The organism is Streptomyces sp. NPDC043176, assembly GCF_056436715.1.
The window spans coordinates 433151-452183 of record NZ_JBWKCA010000003.1; the positions used below are offsets into that span (position 1 = coordinate 433151).

The 19033-nt window shown below is 73.7% G+C and carries 17 protein-coding genes; 3 read left to right on the top strand and 14 right to left on the bottom strand.

The features are described from left to right. Positions 1-64: 64 nt before the first annotated feature. Positions 65-1165: a citrate synthase 2 gene (locus AC067A_RS07030; RefSeq protein ID WP_478615569.1), complete on the top strand. Its 1101-nt coding sequence runs from the start codon at positions 65-67 to the stop codon at positions 1163-1165. Here the strand turns inward: AC067A_RS07030 and AC067A_RS07035 are convergent. Further along, entirely contained in the window at positions 1144-2187 is a 1044-nt protein-coding gene (locus AC067A_RS07035) for an isopenicillin N synthase family dioxygenase (RefSeq protein ID WP_478615572.1), read from the bottom strand. The two genes, AC067A_RS07030 and AC067A_RS07035, sit on opposite strands and share 22 nt — an antisense overlap. A 367-nt stretch (positions 2188-2554) precedes the next feature. On the opposite strand from AC067A_RS07035, the gene AC067A_RS07040 reads away from it, so the two are divergent. Then, a complete protein-coding gene (locus AC067A_RS07040) occupies positions 2555-3592 on the top strand; it encodes a M4 family metallopeptidase (RefSeq protein WP_478615575.1) in 1038 nt (345 codons plus the stop codon). 31 nt (positions 3593-3623) lie between these two features. On the opposite strand, the gene AC067A_RS07045 is transcribed toward AC067A_RS07040, so the two are convergent. From AC067A_RS07045 to AC067A_RS07090, 10 genes are all read right to left on the bottom strand, one after another. Next, a complete protein-coding gene (locus tag AC067A_RS07045) occupies positions 3624-4220 on the bottom strand; it encodes a TetR/AcrR family transcriptional regulator (RefSeq protein WP_478615578.1) in 597 nt (198 codons plus the stop codon). Further along, positions 4208-4936 carry an enoyl-CoA hydratase family protein gene (locus AC067A_RS07050; protein WP_478615580.1) on the bottom strand — a complete coding sequence of 243 codons (729 nt, stop codon included), beginning with the start codon at positions 4934-4936 and terminating at the stop codon, positions 4208-4210. Before AC067A_RS07050 ends, AC067A_RS07045 begins: the two co-directional genes overlap by 13 nt. Next, on the bottom strand, positions 4933-6510 hold the full coding sequence (locus AC067A_RS07055) for a 4-coumarate--CoA ligase family protein (protein ID WP_478615582.1): 1578 nt from the start codon (positions 6508-6510) through the stop codon (positions 4933-4935). Before AC067A_RS07055 ends, AC067A_RS07050 begins: the two co-directional genes overlap by 4 nt. Before the next feature lie 140 nt (positions 6511-6650). Further along, positions 6651-7274 (bottom strand): excalibur calcium-binding domain-containing protein, encoded by a 624-nt coding sequence (locus tag AC067A_RS07060; RefSeq protein ID WP_478615584.1) that lies wholly within the window; start codon positions 7272-7274, stop codon positions 6651-6653. Between the two features lie 316 nt (positions 7275-7590). Beyond that, on the bottom strand, positions 7591-8724 hold the full coding sequence (locus AC067A_RS07065) for an acyl-CoA dehydrogenase family protein (protein ID WP_478615586.1): 1134 nt from the start codon (positions 8722-8724) through the stop codon (positions 7591-7593). Then, a complete protein-coding gene (locus AC067A_RS07070; protein WP_478615589.1) occupies positions 8721-10604 on the bottom strand; it encodes an acetyl/propionyl/methylcrotonyl-CoA carboxylase subunit alpha in 1884 nt (627 codons plus the stop codon). Before AC067A_RS07070 ends, AC067A_RS07065 begins: the two co-directional genes overlap by 4 nt. 40 nt (positions 10605-10644) lie before the next feature. Continuing rightward, entirely contained in the window at positions 10645-12243 is a 1599-nt protein-coding gene (locus AC067A_RS07075; protein WP_478615591.1) for an acyl-CoA carboxylase subunit beta, read from the bottom strand. Next, entirely contained in the window at positions 12240-13934 is a 1695-nt protein-coding gene (locus AC067A_RS07080) for an acyclic terpene utilization AtuA family protein (RefSeq protein WP_478615593.1), read from the bottom strand. Before AC067A_RS07080 ends, AC067A_RS07075 begins: the two co-directional genes overlap by 4 nt. Continuing rightward, positions 13934-14722, bottom strand: a complete 789-nt coding sequence (locus AC067A_RS07085) for a TIGR03084 family metal-binding protein (protein WP_478615596.1) — start codon at positions 14720-14722, stop codon at positions 13934-13936. The genes AC067A_RS07080 and AC067A_RS07085 overlap by 1 nt, the downstream gene beginning before the upstream one ends. A gap of 662 nt (positions 14723-15384) precedes the next feature. After that, positions 15385-15570, bottom strand: a complete 186-nt coding sequence (locus tag AC067A_RS07090; protein ID WP_478615598.1) for a DUF1272 domain-containing protein — start codon at positions 15568-15570, stop codon at positions 15385-15387. Between the two features lie 406 nt (positions 15571-15976). Between AC067A_RS07090 and AC067A_RS07095 the strand changes: the two genes are divergently transcribed. After that, positions 15977-16570 (top strand): VOC family protein, encoded by a 594-nt coding sequence (locus AC067A_RS07095; RefSeq protein WP_478615601.1) that lies wholly within the window; start codon positions 15977-15979, stop codon positions 16568-16570. Positions 16571-16864: 294 nt separating this feature from the next. On the opposite strand, the gene AC067A_RS07100 is transcribed toward AC067A_RS07095, so the two are convergent. The 3 genes from AC067A_RS07100 to AC067A_RS07110 form a co-directional block, all read right to left on the bottom strand. After that, complete coding sequence (locus AC067A_RS07100; protein WP_478615604.1) at positions 16865-17413, bottom strand: GNAT family N-acetyltransferase; 549 nt, start codon at positions 17411-17413, stop codon at positions 16865-16867. Between the two features lie 92 nt (positions 17414-17505). Then, positions 17506-17883 (bottom strand): VOC family protein, encoded by a 378-nt coding sequence (locus tag AC067A_RS07105; protein WP_478615606.1) that lies wholly within the window; start codon positions 17881-17883, stop codon positions 17506-17508. A 144-nt stretch (positions 17884-18027) separates the two neighbouring features. Next, positions 18028-19005 carry an EamA family transporter gene (locus tag AC067A_RS07110; protein ID WP_478615660.1) on the bottom strand — a complete coding sequence of 326 codons (978 nt, stop codon included), beginning with the start codon at positions 19003-19005 and terminating at the stop codon, positions 18028-18030. Between the last annotated feature and the right edge of the window lie 28 nt (positions 19006-19033).

The window sequence follows — 19033 nt, forward strand, 5'->3', positions numbered from 1 at the left end:
GATGACTGTTGATTCCCCCCATCGACCAACATGGTTGATCGATCATCGATAGAGGAGCCGCCTGATGTCCGACTTCGTACCCGGGCTCGAGGGAGTCGTCGCGTTCGAGACGGAGATCGCCGAACCCGACAAGGAGGGCGGCGCCCTTCGCTACCGAGGTGTCGACATCGAGGACCTCGTCGGTCACGTCTCGTTCGGCAACGTCTGGGGCCTGCTCGTCGACGGCGCGTTCAATCCGGGCCTGCCGGCCGCCGAGCCGTTCCCGATCCCGGTGCACTCCGGTGACATCCGGGTCGACGTGCAGTCCGCGCTGGCGATGCTGGCGCCCGTGTGGGGCCTCAAGCCGCTCCTCGACATCTCCGCCGAGCAGGCCCGCGACGACCTCGCCCGCGCGGCCGTGATGGCGCTGTCGTACGTCGCCCAGTCCGCGCGCGGCCAGGGCCAGCCGATGGTGCCGCAGAACGAGATCGACAAAGCGCAGTCGGTCGTCGAGCGGTTCATGATCCGCTGGCGCGGCGAGCCGGACCCGAAGCACGTCAAGGCCGTCGACGCGTACTGGACGTCGGCCGCCGAGCACGGCATGAACGCGTCCACGTTCACCGCGCGGGTCATCGCCTCCACCGGCGCCGACGTGGCCGCGGCGCTCTCCGGCGCCGTGGGCGCCATGTCGGGCCCCCTGCACGGCGGCGCGCCCTCCCGTGTCCTCGGCATGATCGAGGAGATCGAGCGGACGGGCGACGCGACGGCGTACGTGAAGCAGGCGCTGGACAAGGGCGAGCGCCTGATGGGCTTCGGCCACCGCGTGTACCGCGCCGAGGACCCCCGCGCGCGCGTGCTGCGCCGTACGGCCAAGGAGCTGGACGCGCCGCGCTACGAGGTGGCCGCCGCGCTGGAGAAGGCCGCCCTGGACGAGCTGCACGACCGGCGTCCGGACCGGATCCTGGCGACGAACGTGGAGTTCTGGGCGGCGATCGTCCTGGACTTCGCGGAGGTCCCGGCGCACATGTTCACGTCGATGTTCAGCTGTGCCCGTACGGCCGGCTGGTCGGCGCACATCCTGGAGCAGAAGCGCACCGGCCGTCTGGTGCGTCCGTCGGCCCGCTACACGGGTCCCGGCAAGAGGGACCCGCGCGACATCGAGGGTTACGCCGACATCACCGGCTGACCCTCCGGGTGCAGCAGGAGCTCCGCGTGGTGGCGGGCGGCCACCGACGGGTGGGCGCGGAGCTTGCCCTTCAGCTCGTTGCGGCCGTACTCGGCGAACAGCGGGTTCGCCGGGTCGACGGTGACGCCCGGGGCGCGGTCCGCGTGGGGGAAGGCCAGGGGGGCGATGCGGGCGTCGAGCCGCGGGTTGTAGAAGAACGGGACGGAGTAGCGTTCCGTCGCCCCGGGCGGGGAGACGACCCGGTGGTTGGTGGCGATCAGGTAGCCGTTCGTCGCCACTTCGAGGAGTTCGCCGAGGTTGACGACGAAGGCGCCGGGCAGCGGCGGCACGTCGTGGAAGTTCCCGTCCTCGCGCTGGACCTGGAGGCCGCCGACCTGGTCCTGGAGCAGCAGGGTGAGGAAGCCGTAGTCCTTGTGGGCGCCGACGCCCTGGTCGTCGCCCTCGCCGCTGCTGCCGGGGTAGCGCACCAGCTTGAGGTGCGGGTGGGCGCGCGGGCCGAAGATGTCGTCGTAGAAGTCCGCGGGCGCGCCGATGGAGGCGAGCAGTTCGTGGAGGAGGCGCTCGGCGACGCCGCTGAGGCGGTCGATCCAGTGCAGGGCGGCGGTGCGCAGTTCGGGGAGGGCGGCGGGCCACTGGTTGGGGCCTTCGAGCCACCAGTAGGGGGCTTCCCAGGGGGCGGGGGCGTGCGCGGGGCGCTCGGCGCCGATGTCGAGCTGGTCGCGCCAGTCGCGGGCGCCGCCGGTGCGTTCGTCGCCGATGCGGGTGTAGCCGCGGAAGTGCGGCGAGTTGATGTTGTCGAGGGCGAGGCGGTCGGCCTCGGGCAGGGCGAAGAAGGCGCGCATGGCGGAGGTGAGCGCCCGCGTCTCGGCTTCGGTGATGCCGTGCCCGATGAGCTGGAAGAAGCCCACGTCGTGGGCGGCCGAGTGCAGCTGGGCGTGGAGGAGCCTGCGGGCCTGGGGGTTCCGGTCGGCGGCCGAGAGGTCGACGATGGGGAGCTGGGAGGGGTACGAGCTGTTCGTCATGGGTGCGTCCGCGGGGTTACGGGTGCCCGGGCGGCCGCGAGGGGTGGTGCGGGGGCCACGGGTGCCGGTCGGCTTGGGGGTGCGACGAGGGACCCGCCGGGGTGTGGAGTGGTACCCGGGAAGGTCAGGCGGAGCGGCGACAGCTCATGCTCGTGACGCGGACGAAGTCCACGTGACGGCGGCGTACGAGCGTAGGCATGCGACCAGGGTACTGCGGACGGGCGGGAAGGACTGTGGCCCGGCTCACGTGCGGGGCGTGGCTCCGGGGGGCTGTTCAAAACGGTGGGCGTACGCGAAGATCGCCGCCACCGCGTGTCGAGTGCACGCCAAGCTTTCCGTCGCAGCATCCCATCGCAGGAGGATGTCCATGACCCGCCGCACCTCTCGTGGCCTGGCCGCCGCGGCAGCCGTCACCGTCGCCACGGCCACTGCGGCGCTGCTCCCCTCCGCGGGGGCGTCCGCCGCGTCCGCGCCGCAGGCCCGTGTCTTCATGGTGAACCCGGTCCAGTCCTCGGGCGACCAGTCCCTCGCCGACCACAAGGACGCGGTGGGCGACGTCCCGGCCTCCGCGTACGCGACCGTCGCGCTGCGCAACCTGGACGCGAGCGGCGCCCTGTCGGGCAAGTGGGCGGCGGTCCGCTCGGAGACCGGCAACCCGGCGAAGGCCGCCGAGGCCACGTCGTACGACCGCTCGGACGACGAGTTCGAGCAGGTCATGGCGTACTTCTGGGTCAACGAGGCGCAGGAGTACCTCCAGGGCCTCGGTTTCGGCACCGAGCTGCGCGGGGCGAACGACCGCGTCCAGCCGGTCCGGCTCAACCAGTGGGGTGCCGACAACTCCTTCTTCACCGACAAGAAGGCCGAGATCCGCTTCGGCAAGGGCGGGGTGGACGACGCCGAGGACGCCGAGGTGATCGTCCACGAGTACGGTCACGCCGTGCACCACGCGCAGGTCCCCGGCTTCGGCACCTCCCCGCAGGCCGGCGCGATCGGCGAGGCCTTCGGCGACTACCTGGCCGTGGCCGTCGGCACGAACGCGGTCGCGAAGTACGGCTGGCCGATGAAGGCCGACCAGGCCTGTGTGGCCGACTGGGACGCGACCGGTTACAGCGCGGCCCCGCACTGCCTGCGCCGCATCGACTCCGCGAAGACGTACGCGGACCTGGAGGGCGAGGTCCACGCCGACGGCGAGATCTGGTCGCGGGCCCTCTTCGACATCCGGGGCAAGCTCGGCGCCCGTACGGCCGACCGGATCATCGTGAACGCCCAGTTCGGCTTCGCCGCCGACACCAGCTTCCAGGACGCGGCGCTCACCACGGTCGCGACCGCGCAGAAGATGTACGGCACGGCGGCGGCGGACGCGGTCCGCAACGCCTTCCGGGCCCGCGCGATCCCGGGCGTCTGACGGGTCCGGCCGGCGGCGGCACGCGGTCAGGTCAGGTCAGCGCCTCTTCCACCAGCCGCGCCCACTGGGAGACGACTCTTTCCCGGCGGGCGCGGTCGTCGGTGAGGAGGGTGGCGAGGCCGAGGCCGCGGGCCATGTCGAGGAGGCCCTGGACGGTCTCGCGGACGCCGGGGCGGGACTCGTCGGCGCCGAGGACCTCGACCGCGATGCGGTGGGACTCGCGGCCGACGCGGGCTTCCAGTTCGGTGACGCGGTCGCGGAGCTGTTCCTCGTCGGAGGCGGCGACCCAGAGGTGGAGCGCGGCCCGGAAGAGGGGGCCGGTGTAGAGGTCGACGAGGGCGGCGACGGCCTCCTTGCGGTCGCGGGACGGCAGGGCGCGCAGCGCGTGGGACCGTTCCTCGGCGACGTACTCGACGGCGGCCGTGAACAGGTCCTCGCGGGTGGGGAAGTGGTGCTGGGCGGCGCCGCGGGAGACGCCGGCGCGTTCCGCGACGACGGCGACCGTCGAGCCCGCCCAGCCGCGCTCGGCCAGACAGGCCACGGCCGCTTCCAGGAGCCGCTGCCGGGTGGCGCGGCTCCTGTCCTGCTTGGGGTTGCGGTCGGGCTTGGGTGCGGTCACAGCCGCCATGCGGGGTCCCGTCGTTCGAGGAAGGCCGTCATCCCTTCGCGTGCCTCGGCGGAGGCGAAGAGCGTGGCCGACCTCTGTACCAGGTCCTCCGCGTCGCGTTCGAAGGTCTCCAGGACTCTAGCGGTGACCAGTCGTTTCGCCTCCCGCAGGCCCTGTGGGGAGCCGGCGCGGAGGGCGTCGAGGACGGTGCCGAGCTGGTCGTCGGGGGCGGTGACCAGACCCATGGCGATGGCCTCGGGGACGCCGAAGCGTTCGCCGGTGAGGTAGTGGCGGGCGGCGGCGCGGGGTTCGAGGCGGGGCAGGAGGGTGAGGGAGATGACGGCGGGCGCGACCCCGATGCGGACCTCCGTGAGGGCGAAGTCGGCCCCCGCGCCGGCGAGGACGATGTCGGCGGCGCCGAGGAGTCCGAGGCCGCCGGCGCGGGTGTGGCTGCCGGCGGTGACGTGGGCGACGACGGGTTTGGGCAGCTCGACGACCTGCCGGAGCAGGTCGACGAAGGCGTACGGGCTCGGCGGGGCCTTCAGGTCGGCGCCCGCGCTGAAGGTGGTGCCGGTGTGGGTGAGGACGACGGCGCGGACGGCGGGGTCCTTGCCGCAGGCGGTGAGCGCGTCGGCGAGCTCGGTGACGAGCGGGGCGGAGAGCGCGTTGCGGGTCTCGGGGGAGTTCAGGGCGAGGGTGGTGATGCCTCGTTCCTCTGTGGTGGTCACCAGGGTCATGCGCGGTCCCTCAACTCTCGGCGGAGGATCTTCCCGGACGCTGCCCGGGGAACGGTGTCGATGAACTCCACGGCGCGCACCTTCTTGTACGGGGAGACGCGCGCGGCGACGTGCGCGAGGACCTCCTCGGCGGTGAGCGCGGCGGCGGTGGGCTGGCGTACGACGAAGGCCTTGGGGATCTCGGTGCCGTCGGCGTCGGTGACGCCGATGACGGCGGCGTCGGCGATGCCGTCGTGGGTGAGGAGGAGGGCTTCGAGTTCGGCGGGGGCGACCTGGAAGCCCTTGTACTTGATGAGTTCCTTCACCCGGTCGACGACGTACAGCCAGCCGTCCTCGTCGACGCGGCCGATGTCGCCGGTGTGCACCCAGCCGTCGGTGTCGATCATGGCGGCGGTGGCGTCGGGCCGGCCCAGGTAGCCCTTCATGACCTGGGGTCCCCGGATGGCGACCTCGCCTTCCTCGCCGGGTGCCGCGTCCTTCGCGGGGTCGTCGAGGGACAGGATCCGCATCTCGGTGGAGGGCAGCAGGCGTCCGACGGTGCCGGGCGGGGGGTTCTCGGCGTCGAGCGGTACGACGTGGGTGCCGGGGGACAGCTCGGTCATGCCGTACGCCTGCCGGACGGGCGGGAGCCCGAGGCGGGCGGAGCAGGCCTCGGCGAGGGTCGCGTCGAGCGGGGCGGCGGCGCTGACGATGTACCGGAGGGACGACAGGTCGTAGTCGGCGACGGCCGGGTGCTTGGCGAGGGCGAGGACGATCGGCGGCGCCACGTACAGGCCGTTGATGCGGTGCTTCTGGATGGCGCCGAGGAACGTGTCGAGTTCGAAGCGGGGCAGCACGACGACGGTGGCGCCCTGCCGCAGCGGGGCGTTCATGAGGGCCGTGAGGCCGTAGATGTGGAAGAAGGGCAGGACGGCCAGGATCCGGTCGCCCGGGCCCATCGGGACGAACGGCTCCAGTTGCGCCAGGTTGGTGGCGATCGACGTGTGCGTGAGCATCACGCCCTTGGGGACGCCGGTGGTGCCGGAGGAGTACGGGAGGGCGGCGACGTCCTCGTCGGGGTCGACGGCGATGTCGGGGACCGGGCCGGTGCTTCCCAGGAAGTCCTGGAGCGAGCGGACGCCCTCCTCCACCGGTGCCCTGTCGCAGACGAGTATCTCCTCGATCCCGCCCGCGAGGTCGGCGGCGGCGCGGGCGGCGGCGAGCAGCGGGGACACGGTCACGATCCAGCGTGCCGAGGAGTCCCTGAGCTGCTTGGCGAACTCCTCGGGCGTGGCGAGCGGGTGGACGGTGGTGACGGCGGCTCCCGCGCGGGTGGCGGCGTAGAAGGCGATAGGGAACAGCACGGTGTTGGGGCTGTGCAGGGCGAGCACGTCGCCCTTGCGGACTCCGGCCTCCGCGAGCCCGGCGGCGACCCGGCGGTGGAACCCGTCGACCTGCCCGTAGGTGAGCGAGAGCTCTCCCGTCCCGTCGACGAGCGCCGGGGTGTCGCCGTACTCGGCGGCGCGGCCGAGTACGGCGTCGTGGATGGGCAGGGAGAGGGTGGGAACGGCCTCGTAGTCGCTGTGGAACACCATGCGTTGGCCCCCTGGAGAGGTGAGAGGTGGACGCCAGGATCGCTGCTGTGCGCGGGACTTGGGGAGACCCTGTCAGCCCTCCATAAAACAATCAAGCATGCCTGCATGGTTTGCCGTGCGGTGGCCGGCGGGGCGGCGGTTCAGCGCTCGCAGCCGACCCCGTCGCCGTCGCGGTCGAGGTGCCTGCCGTAGCCGGGCTCCCCGACGTGGATGGGGTCCGCGCCCGCGGCCCGGACGGCGGAGCAGTTCTCGTAGTACACCTCCGGCTCGGGCTCGGCGGTCTCCGGCGGCTGGGTCGTCTGGACCGGCTTGGGCTTCACGGGCCTCGGCGTGGTCCGCGTCGGCTCCGGAACCCGGGTGGTCGGGGCCTGGGTCGTCGGCTCGGGGGCCTCGGTGGTCGGCGCCTGGGTCGTCGGCTCCGGGGTGGGCGACGCGCCGGTCGGGCTCGGTTCGGGCGTGGTGGGCGTGGGGCTCGGTTCGGTGGGCGTCGGCGTGGCGGGGGCCGTGGCCGTCGTGGCGGGCTTCGGGTCGCCCGTGCCGTTCTGCTGCGGGTCGTCGACGGCGAGCGCGATGACGAACCACAACGCCGACAGGACCGTGGCCACGATCTTGGCCCGGCTGCTCCAGCGGCTCAGCCAGGCCAGGGCTATGCCGCCCGGCGGGAAGAGCACCAACAGCGTGACGACCAGGGCGGGATGCTGCCACCAGCGGCGCGGCGGGGCCCACGGCACGGGCGGCTGGTACGGACTGGGCTGCTGGTACACGCGCGTCTCCCTGGCTCATGACGCTCGGATGTGAGCGAAACGAGGGGATCGTATACACCGCCTTCACAACCGGAGGCGGGATTGGCCGAGTTGGGACGGAGGAGGCCGGTCGCGATCCGTCCGGGCACCCCCTGGCCTGCACGCATGGCCTACGGACGAGAGCCCGGCCCTCCGCCACCTCGTCGCCCACCACGGCGTCGGCCGGGTCGGCTTCGGGGCGGAGGTCCTCCGCTGGATCTCCGAGGTCGACGGCCTGAAGGACGGCGACGGCTGGTGCCCCACGGGCACGGACGAGGGCGACGGCCGACGCCTCGTCTCAGTACGACTTGGGCAGCCCCAGGGTCTGGTGGGAGACGTAGTTGAGGATCATCTCGCGGCTGACCGGGGCGATGCGGGCCACGCGGGCGGCGGTGACCAGGCGGGCGAGGCCGAACTCGCGGGTGAGGCCGTTGCCGCCGAGGGTGTGGACGGCCGTGTCGACGGCCTTCACGCAGGCCTCGGCGGCGGCGTACTTCGCCATGTTGGCGGCCTCGCCCGCGCCGGCGTCGTCGCCCGCGTCGTACAGCTTGGCCGCCTTCTGCATCATCAGGCGGGCGAGTTCGAGCTCGATGTGGGCCTGGGCGAGGGGGTGGGCGATGGCCTGGTGGGAGCCGATGGGCGCCTTCCAGACCTGGCGCTCCTTGGCGTAGGCCACCGCCCGCTCCAGGGCGTGGCGGCCCATGCCGATCGCGAAGGCGGCGGTCATGATCCGTTCGGGGTTGAGGCCCGCGAAGAGCTGGAGGAGGCCCGCGTCCTCGTCGCCGACGAGCGCGTCCGCCGGAAGGTGCACGTCGTCGATGGTGAGCTCGAACTGCTTCTCGTCGGCGGCCAGTTCCATCTCGATGTGGCGGCGGCCGAAGCCGGGGGCGTCGCGCGGGACGATGAAGAGGCAGGGCTTGAGGTTGCCCGTGCGGGCGTCGGAGGCGCGGCCGACGATGAGGGTGGCGTCGGCGATGTCGACGCCGGAGACGAAGACCTTGCGCCCGTTCAGGACCCAGCCGTCCTCGGTGCGGGTGGCGGTGGTGGTGATGCGGTGCGAGTTGGAGCCCGCGTCGGGCTCGGTGATGCCGAACGCCATGGTCTTCGAGCCGTCGGCGAGCCCGGGGAGCCAGGCCCGCTTCTGCTCCTCGGTGCCGAAGCGGGCGATCACCGTGCCGCAGATCGCGGGCGACACGACCATCATGAGGAGCGGGGCCCCGGCGGCGCCGGCCTCCTCCAGGACGAGGGACAGTTCGGCGATGCCGCCGCCCCCGCCGCCGTACTCCTCGGGAAGGTTCACGCCGAGGTAGCCGAGCTTCCCGGCCTCCGCCCACAGGGCGGCCCGGTCGAAGCCGGGGCCGTGGCGGCGGCCGAGGGCGGCGACGGCGGCGCGGAGCTCGGTGTGTTCCTGCGGCTCGATGTCGGTGCTCATACGGGGTCTTCCTCCGTTGCTTCGGTCTGTACGACGGCGAGCAGGGCGCCGAACTCGACCTGGCGGCCGGGGACGGCGTGGAGCGCGGTGAGCGTGCCGGAGGCGGGGGCGGAGACGCGGTGCTCCATCTTCATGGCCTCCAGCCAGAGCAGGGGCTGTCCGGCGGTCACCCGGTCGCCGACGGCGAGGCCGTCGGCGACCCGGACGACGGTGCCGGGCATCGGGGCGAGCAGGGAGCCGGGGGCGGTCTGCTCGCCGGCGTCGGTGAAGCGGGGCCGGGGGGTGAGGCGGTGGGGGCCGGAGTGGACGGTGCCGTCGCCGTACCGGTCGACCGTGAAGTCCCTGACGACTCCGTGCACCTCGAGCCGTACGCGGTCGGGGGCCGCCGACACGACCCGTACCCCCTCGGGGGCCGTGACCTCGTACCCGCCGTCCCTCGTCGGCCGGTAGCGGACCTTGTGGTCGCCGTACGTCCGGGTCTCGTCCTGGGAGCGGAGGTTGCGCCAGCCGCCGCCGAACCGGCCCCGGCCGGCGGCCGCTCCGGCGAGGGCGGCGGCGACGGCCGCGTACGGCTCGCCCTCCGGGGCGGCGGTCAGGGCGGGCAGGTTGCGCTCGTAGAAGCCGGTGTCGAGGGCCTCCGGGGAGGTGTACTCGGGGTGGCGGAGCGAGGCGACGAGCAGGCCCCGGTTGGTGACGGGCCCGTGGACGCGGGTCCGCTCCAGGGTGTGGGCGAGCTTGCGGGCGGCCTCGGCGCGGGTGGGGGCGTGGACGATCACCTTGGCGAGCATCGGGTCGTAGTGGACGCCGACGGCGTCCCCGGAGGCGTACCCGGTGTCGACCCGGACGCGGCCCTCCCCCGGCACGTCGAAGCGGTGCAGGACACCGGTCTGCGGTGCCCACTCCCGCGCCGGGTCCTCGGCGTAGAGCCGGGCCTCGATGGCGTGCCCCCGGGGCGCCGGGGGCTCGGGCGGCAGGGCCCGGCCCTCGGCGACCGCCAGTTGGAGGGCGACGAGGTCGACGCCGTACACCTCCTCCGTGACGGGGTGCTCGACCTGGAGCCGGGTGTTCATCTCCAGGAAGTGGGCGCGGCCGTCGGCGACGAGGAACTCGACCGTGCCGGCCCCGACGTAGCCGACGGCCTTCGCCGCGCGCACGGCCGTGTCCAGGAGCGAGGCCTCCAGGGCCGCGGGCAGGCCGGGCGCCGGGGCCTCCTCGACGACCTTCTGGTGGCGGCGCTGGAGCGAGCAGTCGCGGGTGCCGAGCGCCCAGGCGGTGCCGTGGGTGTCGCAGAGGAGCTGCACCTCGACGTGGCGGCCGTTCTCGACGTACGGCTCGACGAAGACCTCGCCGTCCCCGAAGGCGCTCGCGGCCTCGGCGGACGCGGCTTTCAACTCGCCGGGCAGCGCCGCGAGTTCCCGTACGACCCGCATGCCCCGGCCGCCGCCGCCCGCCGCCGCCTTCACCAGGACGGGCAGGTCGGCCTCGGTGACGTCCGCGAGGGGCGCGATCCCGAGGAGTTCCTTCGCCCTGGTCTTCGACGCCATCGCCTCGATCGCCGCCGGCGGCGGCCCGATCCAGAGGAGGCCCGCGTCCGTGACGGCCCGCGCGAAGTCGGCGTTCTCGGAGAGGAAGCCGTAGCCCGGGTGGACGGCGTCCGCGCCCGCCGCGAGCGCCGCCCGCACGACGAGGTCGCCCCGCAGGTACGTCTCCGACGGCGCGGCCCCCGGCAGCCGTACCGCCGTGTCGGCCGCCCGGACGTGCAGGGCGTCGGCATCCGCGTCGGAGTACACGGCCACGGTGGAGATGCCCAGCTCACGGCAGGTGCGGAAGACGCGGCAGGCGATCTCGCCCCGGTTCGCGACAAGAAGGGAGGTGATCAAGGTGTGCCTCGCACGAGGAGGGAGGTGATCAAGGTGGGCCTCACATTCGGAAGACGCCGAAGCCGCCGCGCGCGCCCTCGACCGGTGCCGTGTGGATCGCGGAGAGGCACAGCCCGAGGACCGTGCGGGTGTCGCGGGGGTCGATGACCCCGTCGTCGTAGAGCCGGCCCGACAGGAACATCGGCAGCGACTCCGACTCGATCTGCGCCTCGACCAGGGCGCGCAGCCCGGCGTCCGCCTCGTCGTCGTACGGCTGCCCCTTCGCGGCGGCGGACGCCCGCGCCACGATCGACAGCACGCCGGCGAGCTGCTGCGGGCCCATGACGGCCGACTTCGCACTCGGCCACGCGAACAGGAAACGCGGGTCGTACGCCCGGCCGCACATGCCGTAGTGGCCGGCGCCGTAGGACGCGCCCATCAGGACCGAGAGGTGCGGGACCCCGGAGTTCGACACCGCGTTGATCATCATCGCGCCGTGCTTGATGATGCCGCCCTGCTCGTACTCCCTGCCGACCATGTAGCCGGTCGTGTTGTGGAGGAACACCAGCGGGATGTCCCGCTGGTTGGCGAGCTGGACGAACTGGGCCGCCTTCTGCGACTCGGCGCTGAACAGCACGCCCTGCGCGTTGGCGATCACGCCCACCGGATAGCCGTGCAGCCGCGCCCACCCCGTGGTGAGCGAAGGCCCGTACAGCGGCTTGAACTCGTCGAAGTCCGAGCCGTCGACGATCCGGGCGATCACCTCACGCGGGTCGAACGGCGTCTTGAGGTCCCCGGGGACGATGCCGAGGAGCTCCTCCTCGTCGTACTTCGGCGGCTCCGCCGGGGCCGGATCCGCGTGGTGCTTGCGGTGGTTGAGGCGCGCGACGATCCGGCGGGCCTGCCGGATCGCGTCGGCCTCGTCGACGGCGTAGTGGTCGGCGAGGCCGGACGTCCGTGCGTGCATCCCCGCGCCGCCCAGCGACTCGTCGTCGCTCTCCTCCCCCGTCGCCATCTTCACCAGCGGCGGCCCGCCGAGGAACACCTTCGACCGCTCCTTGATCATCACGGCGTGGTCCGACATGCCGGGCACGTACGCGCCCCCGGCCGTCGAGTTGCCGAAGACGACCGCGACGGTCGGGATGCCGGCGGCGGAGAGCCGCGTCAGATCGCGGAACAGCGCCCCGCCCGGGATGAAGATCTCCTTCTGCGAGGGCAGATCGGCACCGCCGGACTCGACGAGCGAGACGACCGGCAGCCTGTTGGCGTACGCGATCTCGTTCGCCCGCAGTGCCTTCTTCAGCGTCCACGGGTTGGAGGCGCCGCCCCGCACGGTCGGGTCGTTCGCCGTGATCAGGCACTCGACGCCCTCGACGACCCCGATGCCGGTGATCAGCGACGCGCCCACCGTGTAGTCGCTGCCCCACGCCGCCAGCGGCGACAGTTCGAGGAACGGCGAATCGGGGTCGACGAGGAGCTCGATCCGCTCCCGCGCGAGCATCTTGCCGCGCTTGCGGTGCCGCTCCGTGTACTTCTCGCCGCCGCCCGCGAGGGCCTTGGCGTGCTCCGCGTCGAGCGCGGCCAGCTTGTCCAGCATCGCGGCACGCGCGGCCGCGTAGTCGGGCCCGCCGGTGTCGAGGGCGGAGGCGAGGACGGTCATCGGAGTTCCTCCGGCAGCAGTGCGGTCGGGACGTCGAGCAGGCGGGAGCGGAGCCACTCGCCGAGGGCCTTGGCCTGGGGGTCGAAGCGCGCCTGGGAGGCGACGCCCTCGCCGAGGATCCCGGCGACGGTGAAATTGACCGCCCGCAGGTTCGGCAGCACGTGCCGGACGACGTCCGACCCCTCTGCCTCCGGCAGGAGTTCACGGAACTTCGCCACGGTCAGGGTGTGCGCGAGCCAGCGCCACTCCTCGTCCGTGCGGACCCACACGCCGACATTGGCGTCGCCGCCCTTGTCGCCGCTGCGGGCCCCGGCGATCCGCCCGAGGGGCACTCGCCGGGTGGGCCCCGCCGGGTGCGGCGGCGGAAGCTCCGGACCGGGTACGGGCGCCAGGTCGAGGAACCGCCCCGGCGCGGGGATCTCCCGGCGGGTCCCGTCGGGGAGGACCGCCGTGTGCGGGACCTCGGCGGCCGGCACGTACACGGCCTCGAAGACGCCGTAGGGGGCGCCCTTTCCGGGCGGGGCGGTGACGTGGAAGCCGGGATAGCTCGCGAGGGCCAGCTCGATCGCGGCACCGGTCACCGCACGCCCGACGGGCTCCGGGGCGGGGTCGCGGACGACAAGCCGCAGCAGCGCGCTCGCCGTCTCCTCGGTGTCGGCGTCGGCCCGGTCGGTACGGGCCAGCTCCCAGCGGACCTCCGCCGGCCGGCCCGCCGTCAGCGCGTCCTCGACCTGGTCCCGCACGAGCCGCGCCTTGGCGTCGACGTCGAGCCCGGTGAGGACGAACACGACCTCGTTGCGGAAGCCGCCCAGCCTGCTGCGGCCCGCCTTGAGCGTCGGCGGCGGCGCCTCCCCCCGCACCCCGTCGATCCGCACCCGGTCGGGACCCTCCTGGGTGAGCCGTACGGTGTCGAGCCGGGCGGTCACGTCGGGCCCGGCGTACCGGGCGCCGCCGGTCTCGTACAGGAGCTGTGCCGTGACCGTGCCGACGTCGACGAGGCCGCCGGTGCCGGGATGCTTGGTGATGACGGACGTGCCGTCGGCGTACAGCTCGGCGAGCGGGAAGCCGGGACGGCGGAAGACCGCCGGGTCGTGCTCGGCGAAGAACGCGTAGTTCCCGCCGGTGGCCTGCGTACCGCACTCCAGGACGTGCCCGGCGACCACCGCCCCCGCCAGCTTGTCGTACTCCTCCGGCCCCCACCCGAACCGCCACTGCGCGGGCCCGGTGACGAGCGCCGCGTCCGTGACCCGCCCGGTGACGACGACATCGGCGCCGGCCGCCAGGCAGGCGGCGATCCCCGCCCCGCCCAGGTAGGCGTTCGACGTCAGCAGCCCGTCCGCCGCCGGCAGCCGGTCCCCCTCGACATGGGCGACACGGACCGGCAGACCGAGCTTCCCCGCGAGCGCGCGCAACGCGTCCGCGAGCCCCGCCGGATTCAGGCCTCCGGCGTTGGCGACGATCCTGACCCCCCGGTCATGGGCCAGCCCGAGCCCCTCCTCCATCTGCCGGAGGAACGTCCTCGCATACCCGGCCGACGGGTCCCTCAGCTGGTCCCTGCCCAGGATGAGCATCGTCAGCTCGGCGAGATAGTCACCGGTCAGGACGTCCAGTTCACCCCCGGTCAGCATCTCCCGCACCGCGTCGAACCGGTCGCCGTAGAACCCGGACGCGTTGCCGATACGCAGCACCACTACGCCCCCCGAGGCGCACGGCCGCCACCCGCCGGGCCCGCGAACGCCTGCGCGATCCCCAGCCACCGCTCGGCGTCCTCCCCCACCGCCACCAGAGCCGTGTCGGCCCGGTGGACGCGCTGGGTGACGAGCAGACAGAACTCGACAGCCGATCCGGTCACCCGCTGCTCCGCCCCCTCGGGCCCGTACGCCCACGACTCCCCGTCCGGCCCCACCAGTTCCACCCGGAACGCCTCGGCCGGCGCCGGGACGCCCCGCACCAGATAGGCGTAGTCGCGCGCCCTCACCCCGATCCAGGCCACATGCCGAAGCCGCGCCGTCGGCGTCCTCACGACCCCCAGCGCGTCAGCGACGTCCTGTCCGTGCGCCCACGTCTCCATCAACCGCGCGGTGGCCATCGCCGGCGCGCTCATCGGCGGCCCGTACCAGGGAAACCGCGCCCCGGGCTCCACCGCCCGCAACGCCCGCCGCAGCGACTCCCGCCCCTCACGCCAACGGGCCAGCAACTCGGCGGGCGGCAGCTTCGCCCCCTCCTCCGCCCCCTCGTCCACGAACCTCTCGGGCGCCGCCATCGCCTTCTCGGCCTCGCCGGCGAACGCCTTCGCGTCGGTGGCCGCGAGCAGGGCCGCCCGGTCCGTCCACGCCAGGTGCGCGATCTGATGGGCGATCGTCCAGCCCCGCGCGGGCGTCGCCGCCGCCCACTGCTCCTCCCTCAACCCCCCGACCAACCCGTCGAGTTCTTCACTCTCGGCACGCAGGTCGTCGAGCACGACGACGGAGTCGGACACGGTGCGCTCCCCTCGGGGACGGGCGGTCACGGGCCTTCGCCAGGAGCATGGCAGCCCCCCAAGAAACAATCAAGCACGCTTGCTTTACTTCCTCCCCCTCGCGCCCCCGCCCCCTCGCGCCCCCGCCCCCCCGAGCCTCCACCCCCGAAGACACCTCCGGGCTGCGCCCTCACCCTGCGCGTCGTGGCCCATCGCCTCGCCGGGCGGCGCCCACTTTCTTGCGGGCCCTCGTTCCGCCCGTGCGGTGCCCACCCCCGCGCCCACCCCGTGGCAGGCCCTCGTTTCGCTGGGCGGTGCCCATCCCCCGCGCCCCGCGCGTTGTGGGCCATCGTTCCGCCGGGGGCGGGCCCCACCCACCCCGTTGTGGGCAATCGTTCCGCTGGGGCGGAACGGGTGGGCACAACGGACGGCGCCCTTTGCCGGGCCCAGGCTTCCGGGCCCGAACCCGCACCCGGTGCGCACCGGACTGTGGGTGCGGGCCAGGGCACAAGGGGCGGAGGCGCCGCCAAGGGGCGCCGTCCCGTGTGCCCACCCGTCCCGCCCAGCGGGACGATTGCCCACACGGGGCGGGGGCGAAGGCCTACACGGCGCGGCGGGCGCAGGCCCGCACGGGGGCGCGGCGGGCGCGGGCGCACGCGGCCCCGCCTGGGGCGACGCTCCGGCTACCCCGCGGCCCGCCGCGTCGGCCGCGCCACCAGCTCTCCCCCGCAGTTGGGACAGACCCCGTCCATCTCCTCGGTGCACGGCACGCAGAAGCTGCACTCGTACGAACAGATCCGCGCGGGTCCGTCCGCGGTCAGCACCGCCGTCTCGCACCGCTCACAGCGGTCTCGCATCTCCAGGGCCATGGCTCCCCCTCCCCTGCCCCGGATACTCCGAGGCGCTCTCGAACGACTGACGACAGCCCCATCGTCCGGGCCGCCCGCCACCCCCCGAAACAGGCCCGCGGCCAAAGATCAACAGGATCAGGTCAGCGGGATCGGGACGGGCATCCGACCCGGCGGGCCGGTCGTCGGATACGGCCGACGGGACCGGGAACCCGGGACCGGTACTCGGCCGGCCGGACCGGGAGCGGCGTACGGCCGGCCGGATCGGGAGCGGCGTACGGCCGGCCGGATCGCGGATCGGCGTACGGCCGGCTGGATCGGGAGCGGCGTACGGCCGGCCGGATCGCGGATCGGCGTACGGCCGACGGGCCCCGTCGGCGACAGCCACAATGCACGGGCCACGCATCCGACGACTTGGGGGAACCGCATGCTCACCGGCATCGTGATCGACGCGCTCGACGTCACGCGCATGGAACGCTTCTGGCGGGAGGCGACCCGAGGCCGGACGGACGGCCTGCGCTTCCGCTTCGCTCCGACGGCCGAGCCGAAGACCGCGCTCAAGAACCGGCTCCACCTCGACCTCGCTGGCGGCCCCGCCTGGGAGACCGAGGTGGCACGGCTCCTCGCCCTCGGCGCCACCCGGATCGACATCGGGCAGGGAGACGTTCCGTGGGACGTGCTCGCCGACCCCGAAGGCAACGAGTTCTGCGTCCTGCGCCCCGGCCACCCCGGCGTCCTCGCCGACTCCGGTCTCGTCGCCCTCTGCCTCGACACCACCGAGGACGACCGTCACGCCCAGTCGGACTTCTGGCAGTCGCACACCGCCTGGCACGCCCTCGAATCCCACGACTGGGGCGTCAGGCTGCGCCGGACCCCCACCAGCACCGTCTCCCTGGTGATGGGGCCGCCTTCGGCTCCCAAGCCGGCACGCAACCGCGTCCGCCTCGAAGTGACCCTCACCGACCGCGGCCCCGGCGAGTTCCTCGACACGGCCGGCAACGAATTCCACATCGCGCGCTGAGCACCGCCAGGGTCGAACCCGGAGCGCACACGGCGGAACTCGGAGCGCGCACGGCGGGCCGGCGCGCGTCCGGCGGAACCCGGCCCGGCGCACGCCCGGCAGTCCCGGGGCCCGTCCGGCAGTCCCGGGGCCCGTCCGGCGGATCTGATCCACCGGACGCGCCCCGGCTCGGCTCGATCCCCGGCCCAGCCCCGGCAAGGCCCAGCCCCGGCTCAGCCCCGGCAAAGCTCAGCCCGGTTCAGCGCGCCCCGGCCCAGCCCCAACAAAGCTCAGCCCGGTTCAGCGCGCCCCGGCTCAACCAGCGGTAGCGACCGAGGAGCGCACGCCGAACCACTGCTCGGCTCCCCACTCCTCGAAGGTCTCCACCTCGGTGAATCCCAGCTTCGACGCGAGGCGCATGGCGCGCTCGTTCGCGCTCTGGGTGGTGAGCACCACCGGCTCTCCGGGATGGGCGCCGGTGAACCAGTCGAGCGCGGCCGCGCAGGCCTCGGCGGCGTAGCCGCTGCCCCACGCCTGGGGAAGGAACATGTAGCCGAGCTCGGCCTCGCCGCCCTCCGGGCGGACACGCTGCGGACGCTCCGCGTCCCGCCGGTCGAGCGTGATCATCCCGATCATCGCCCCGTCGCGCTCCACCACGAACAGCCCCGGCCGCTGCCCGGGCACGTTGGGCATGGCGCTTTCCAGCTGGTCACGAGGGCGGGCACCGCCCACGTACACCCCGACCTCCGGGGAGGAGAACAGCTCGACGAACCCCGCTCTGTCCCGCGCCTCGGACTCACGCAGCACGAGCCGTTCGGTCTCGATGGGGGCGGGCGGCCAGACAACGGAACCGGGTTCAGCCATGTCGAGCAACCTATCGCATCCCGAAAGAACGACCAAGGATCCCGAGCAGGAGCGCAACTCGTCCTGTACGGAGGGCAGTCGACGCCCGTCCCTCAATGTCGGACCAGGCAGAACGGGTGCCCGGCCGGGTCCGCGTACACCCGCCAGCCCCGCTCGCCGTCCCCCTCGTCGAGGACGGTCGCGCCGTGGGCGAGGACGTGTTCCTGCGCCGCGTCGAGATCGGTGACGCCGAAGTCGAGGTGGAACTGCTGCGGCCGCTCGGGGTCCGGCCACACCGGCGGGCGGTGGTCGGCGACCCCCTGGAAGCAGAGGACCGTCCCGTCGGGGACGTGGAGCGTGGACCAGGCCTCGTCGAGGGACCAGCGGCGGTCGGGCCGGTCGACCTCGCCCCCGAGCACGGCACGGTAGAACCCGGCGAGTTCCCGGGGGGCGGGGCAGTCGATCACGAGGCACTGCAGTTCGGCGATCACGCGCGGAGTCTAGGAGGCGTCCTGTCGATCGGGCCGGGCCAGGGAGCGGGGTCGGCAAGGCACCCCCGGGGAGGCGTCCTGTCGATCGGGCCGGACCGGGGAACGGGGTCGGCAAGGCGCCCCCGGGGAACGTCGTCCTGCCGGTCAGGCCGGGGTCGCGGGGCGGGGTTGCGCGGCGCGGGACTGGGTGCGGACGGCGCCCATGCTGGCGGCGATGACGAGGGCGATGGCGAGGGTGTCGAGGGGGGAGAGGGCCTGGCTGAGGATGAGGAATCCGGCGGTGGCGGCGATGGCCGGTTCCAGGCTCATGAGGACGGCGAAGGTGGGGGCGGGGAGGCGGCGGAGGGCGAGGAGTTCGAGGGTGTAGGGGAGGACGGAGGACATCAGCGCGACGGCGAGGCCGAGGGCGATCGTCGACGGTACGAGGAGCTTGTCGCCCGCTTCCACGATGCCGAACGGCAGGCTGAGGACGGCGCCGAAGGCCATGGCGAGGGCGAGGCCGTCGGCCTGCGGGAAGCGCCTCCCGGTGCGGGCGCTGAAGACGATGTACGCCGCCCACATGGCGCCGGCCGCGAGGGCGAACGCGGCTCCCGCCGGATCCAGGCGGTCGAAGCCGCCGCCGCTGAGCAGGACGACGCCGCCGAGGGCGAGGCCGGCCCAGAGCAGGTTCATCAGCCGGCGGGAGGCGACCACCGAGAGGATCAGCGGGCCGAGGACCTCCAGGGTCACGGCGGCGCCCAGTGGTATCCGGTCGGCGGCCTGGTAGAAGAGGATGTTCATCGCCGCCATGGCGGCGCCGAAGACGAGGACCGTCGCCCAGTCCGCGCGCCCGTGGCCGCGCACCCTGGGCCGGCAGACGATCAGCAGCACGGCGGCGGCGAGGACGAGCCGCAGGGTGACGACCCCGAGGGCGCCCGCGCGCGGCATGAGCAGCACCGCGACGGCGGAGCCGAACTGTACGGAGAGCCCGCCGGCGACGACGAGCGCGACGGGCCCGAGGCGGTGGCCCGCCGTCCCCTTCCCGGCGACCCCGGCGGCGAGCCCGGCGCCGGGCGTCCCGGCTTCCGGGACGGCCGCGACGGGGGCCGGGCCCGCGACGGCGGCGGGGGCCGGGGCGGCCACATCCTTGACCGGACTGTCCACCGACTGC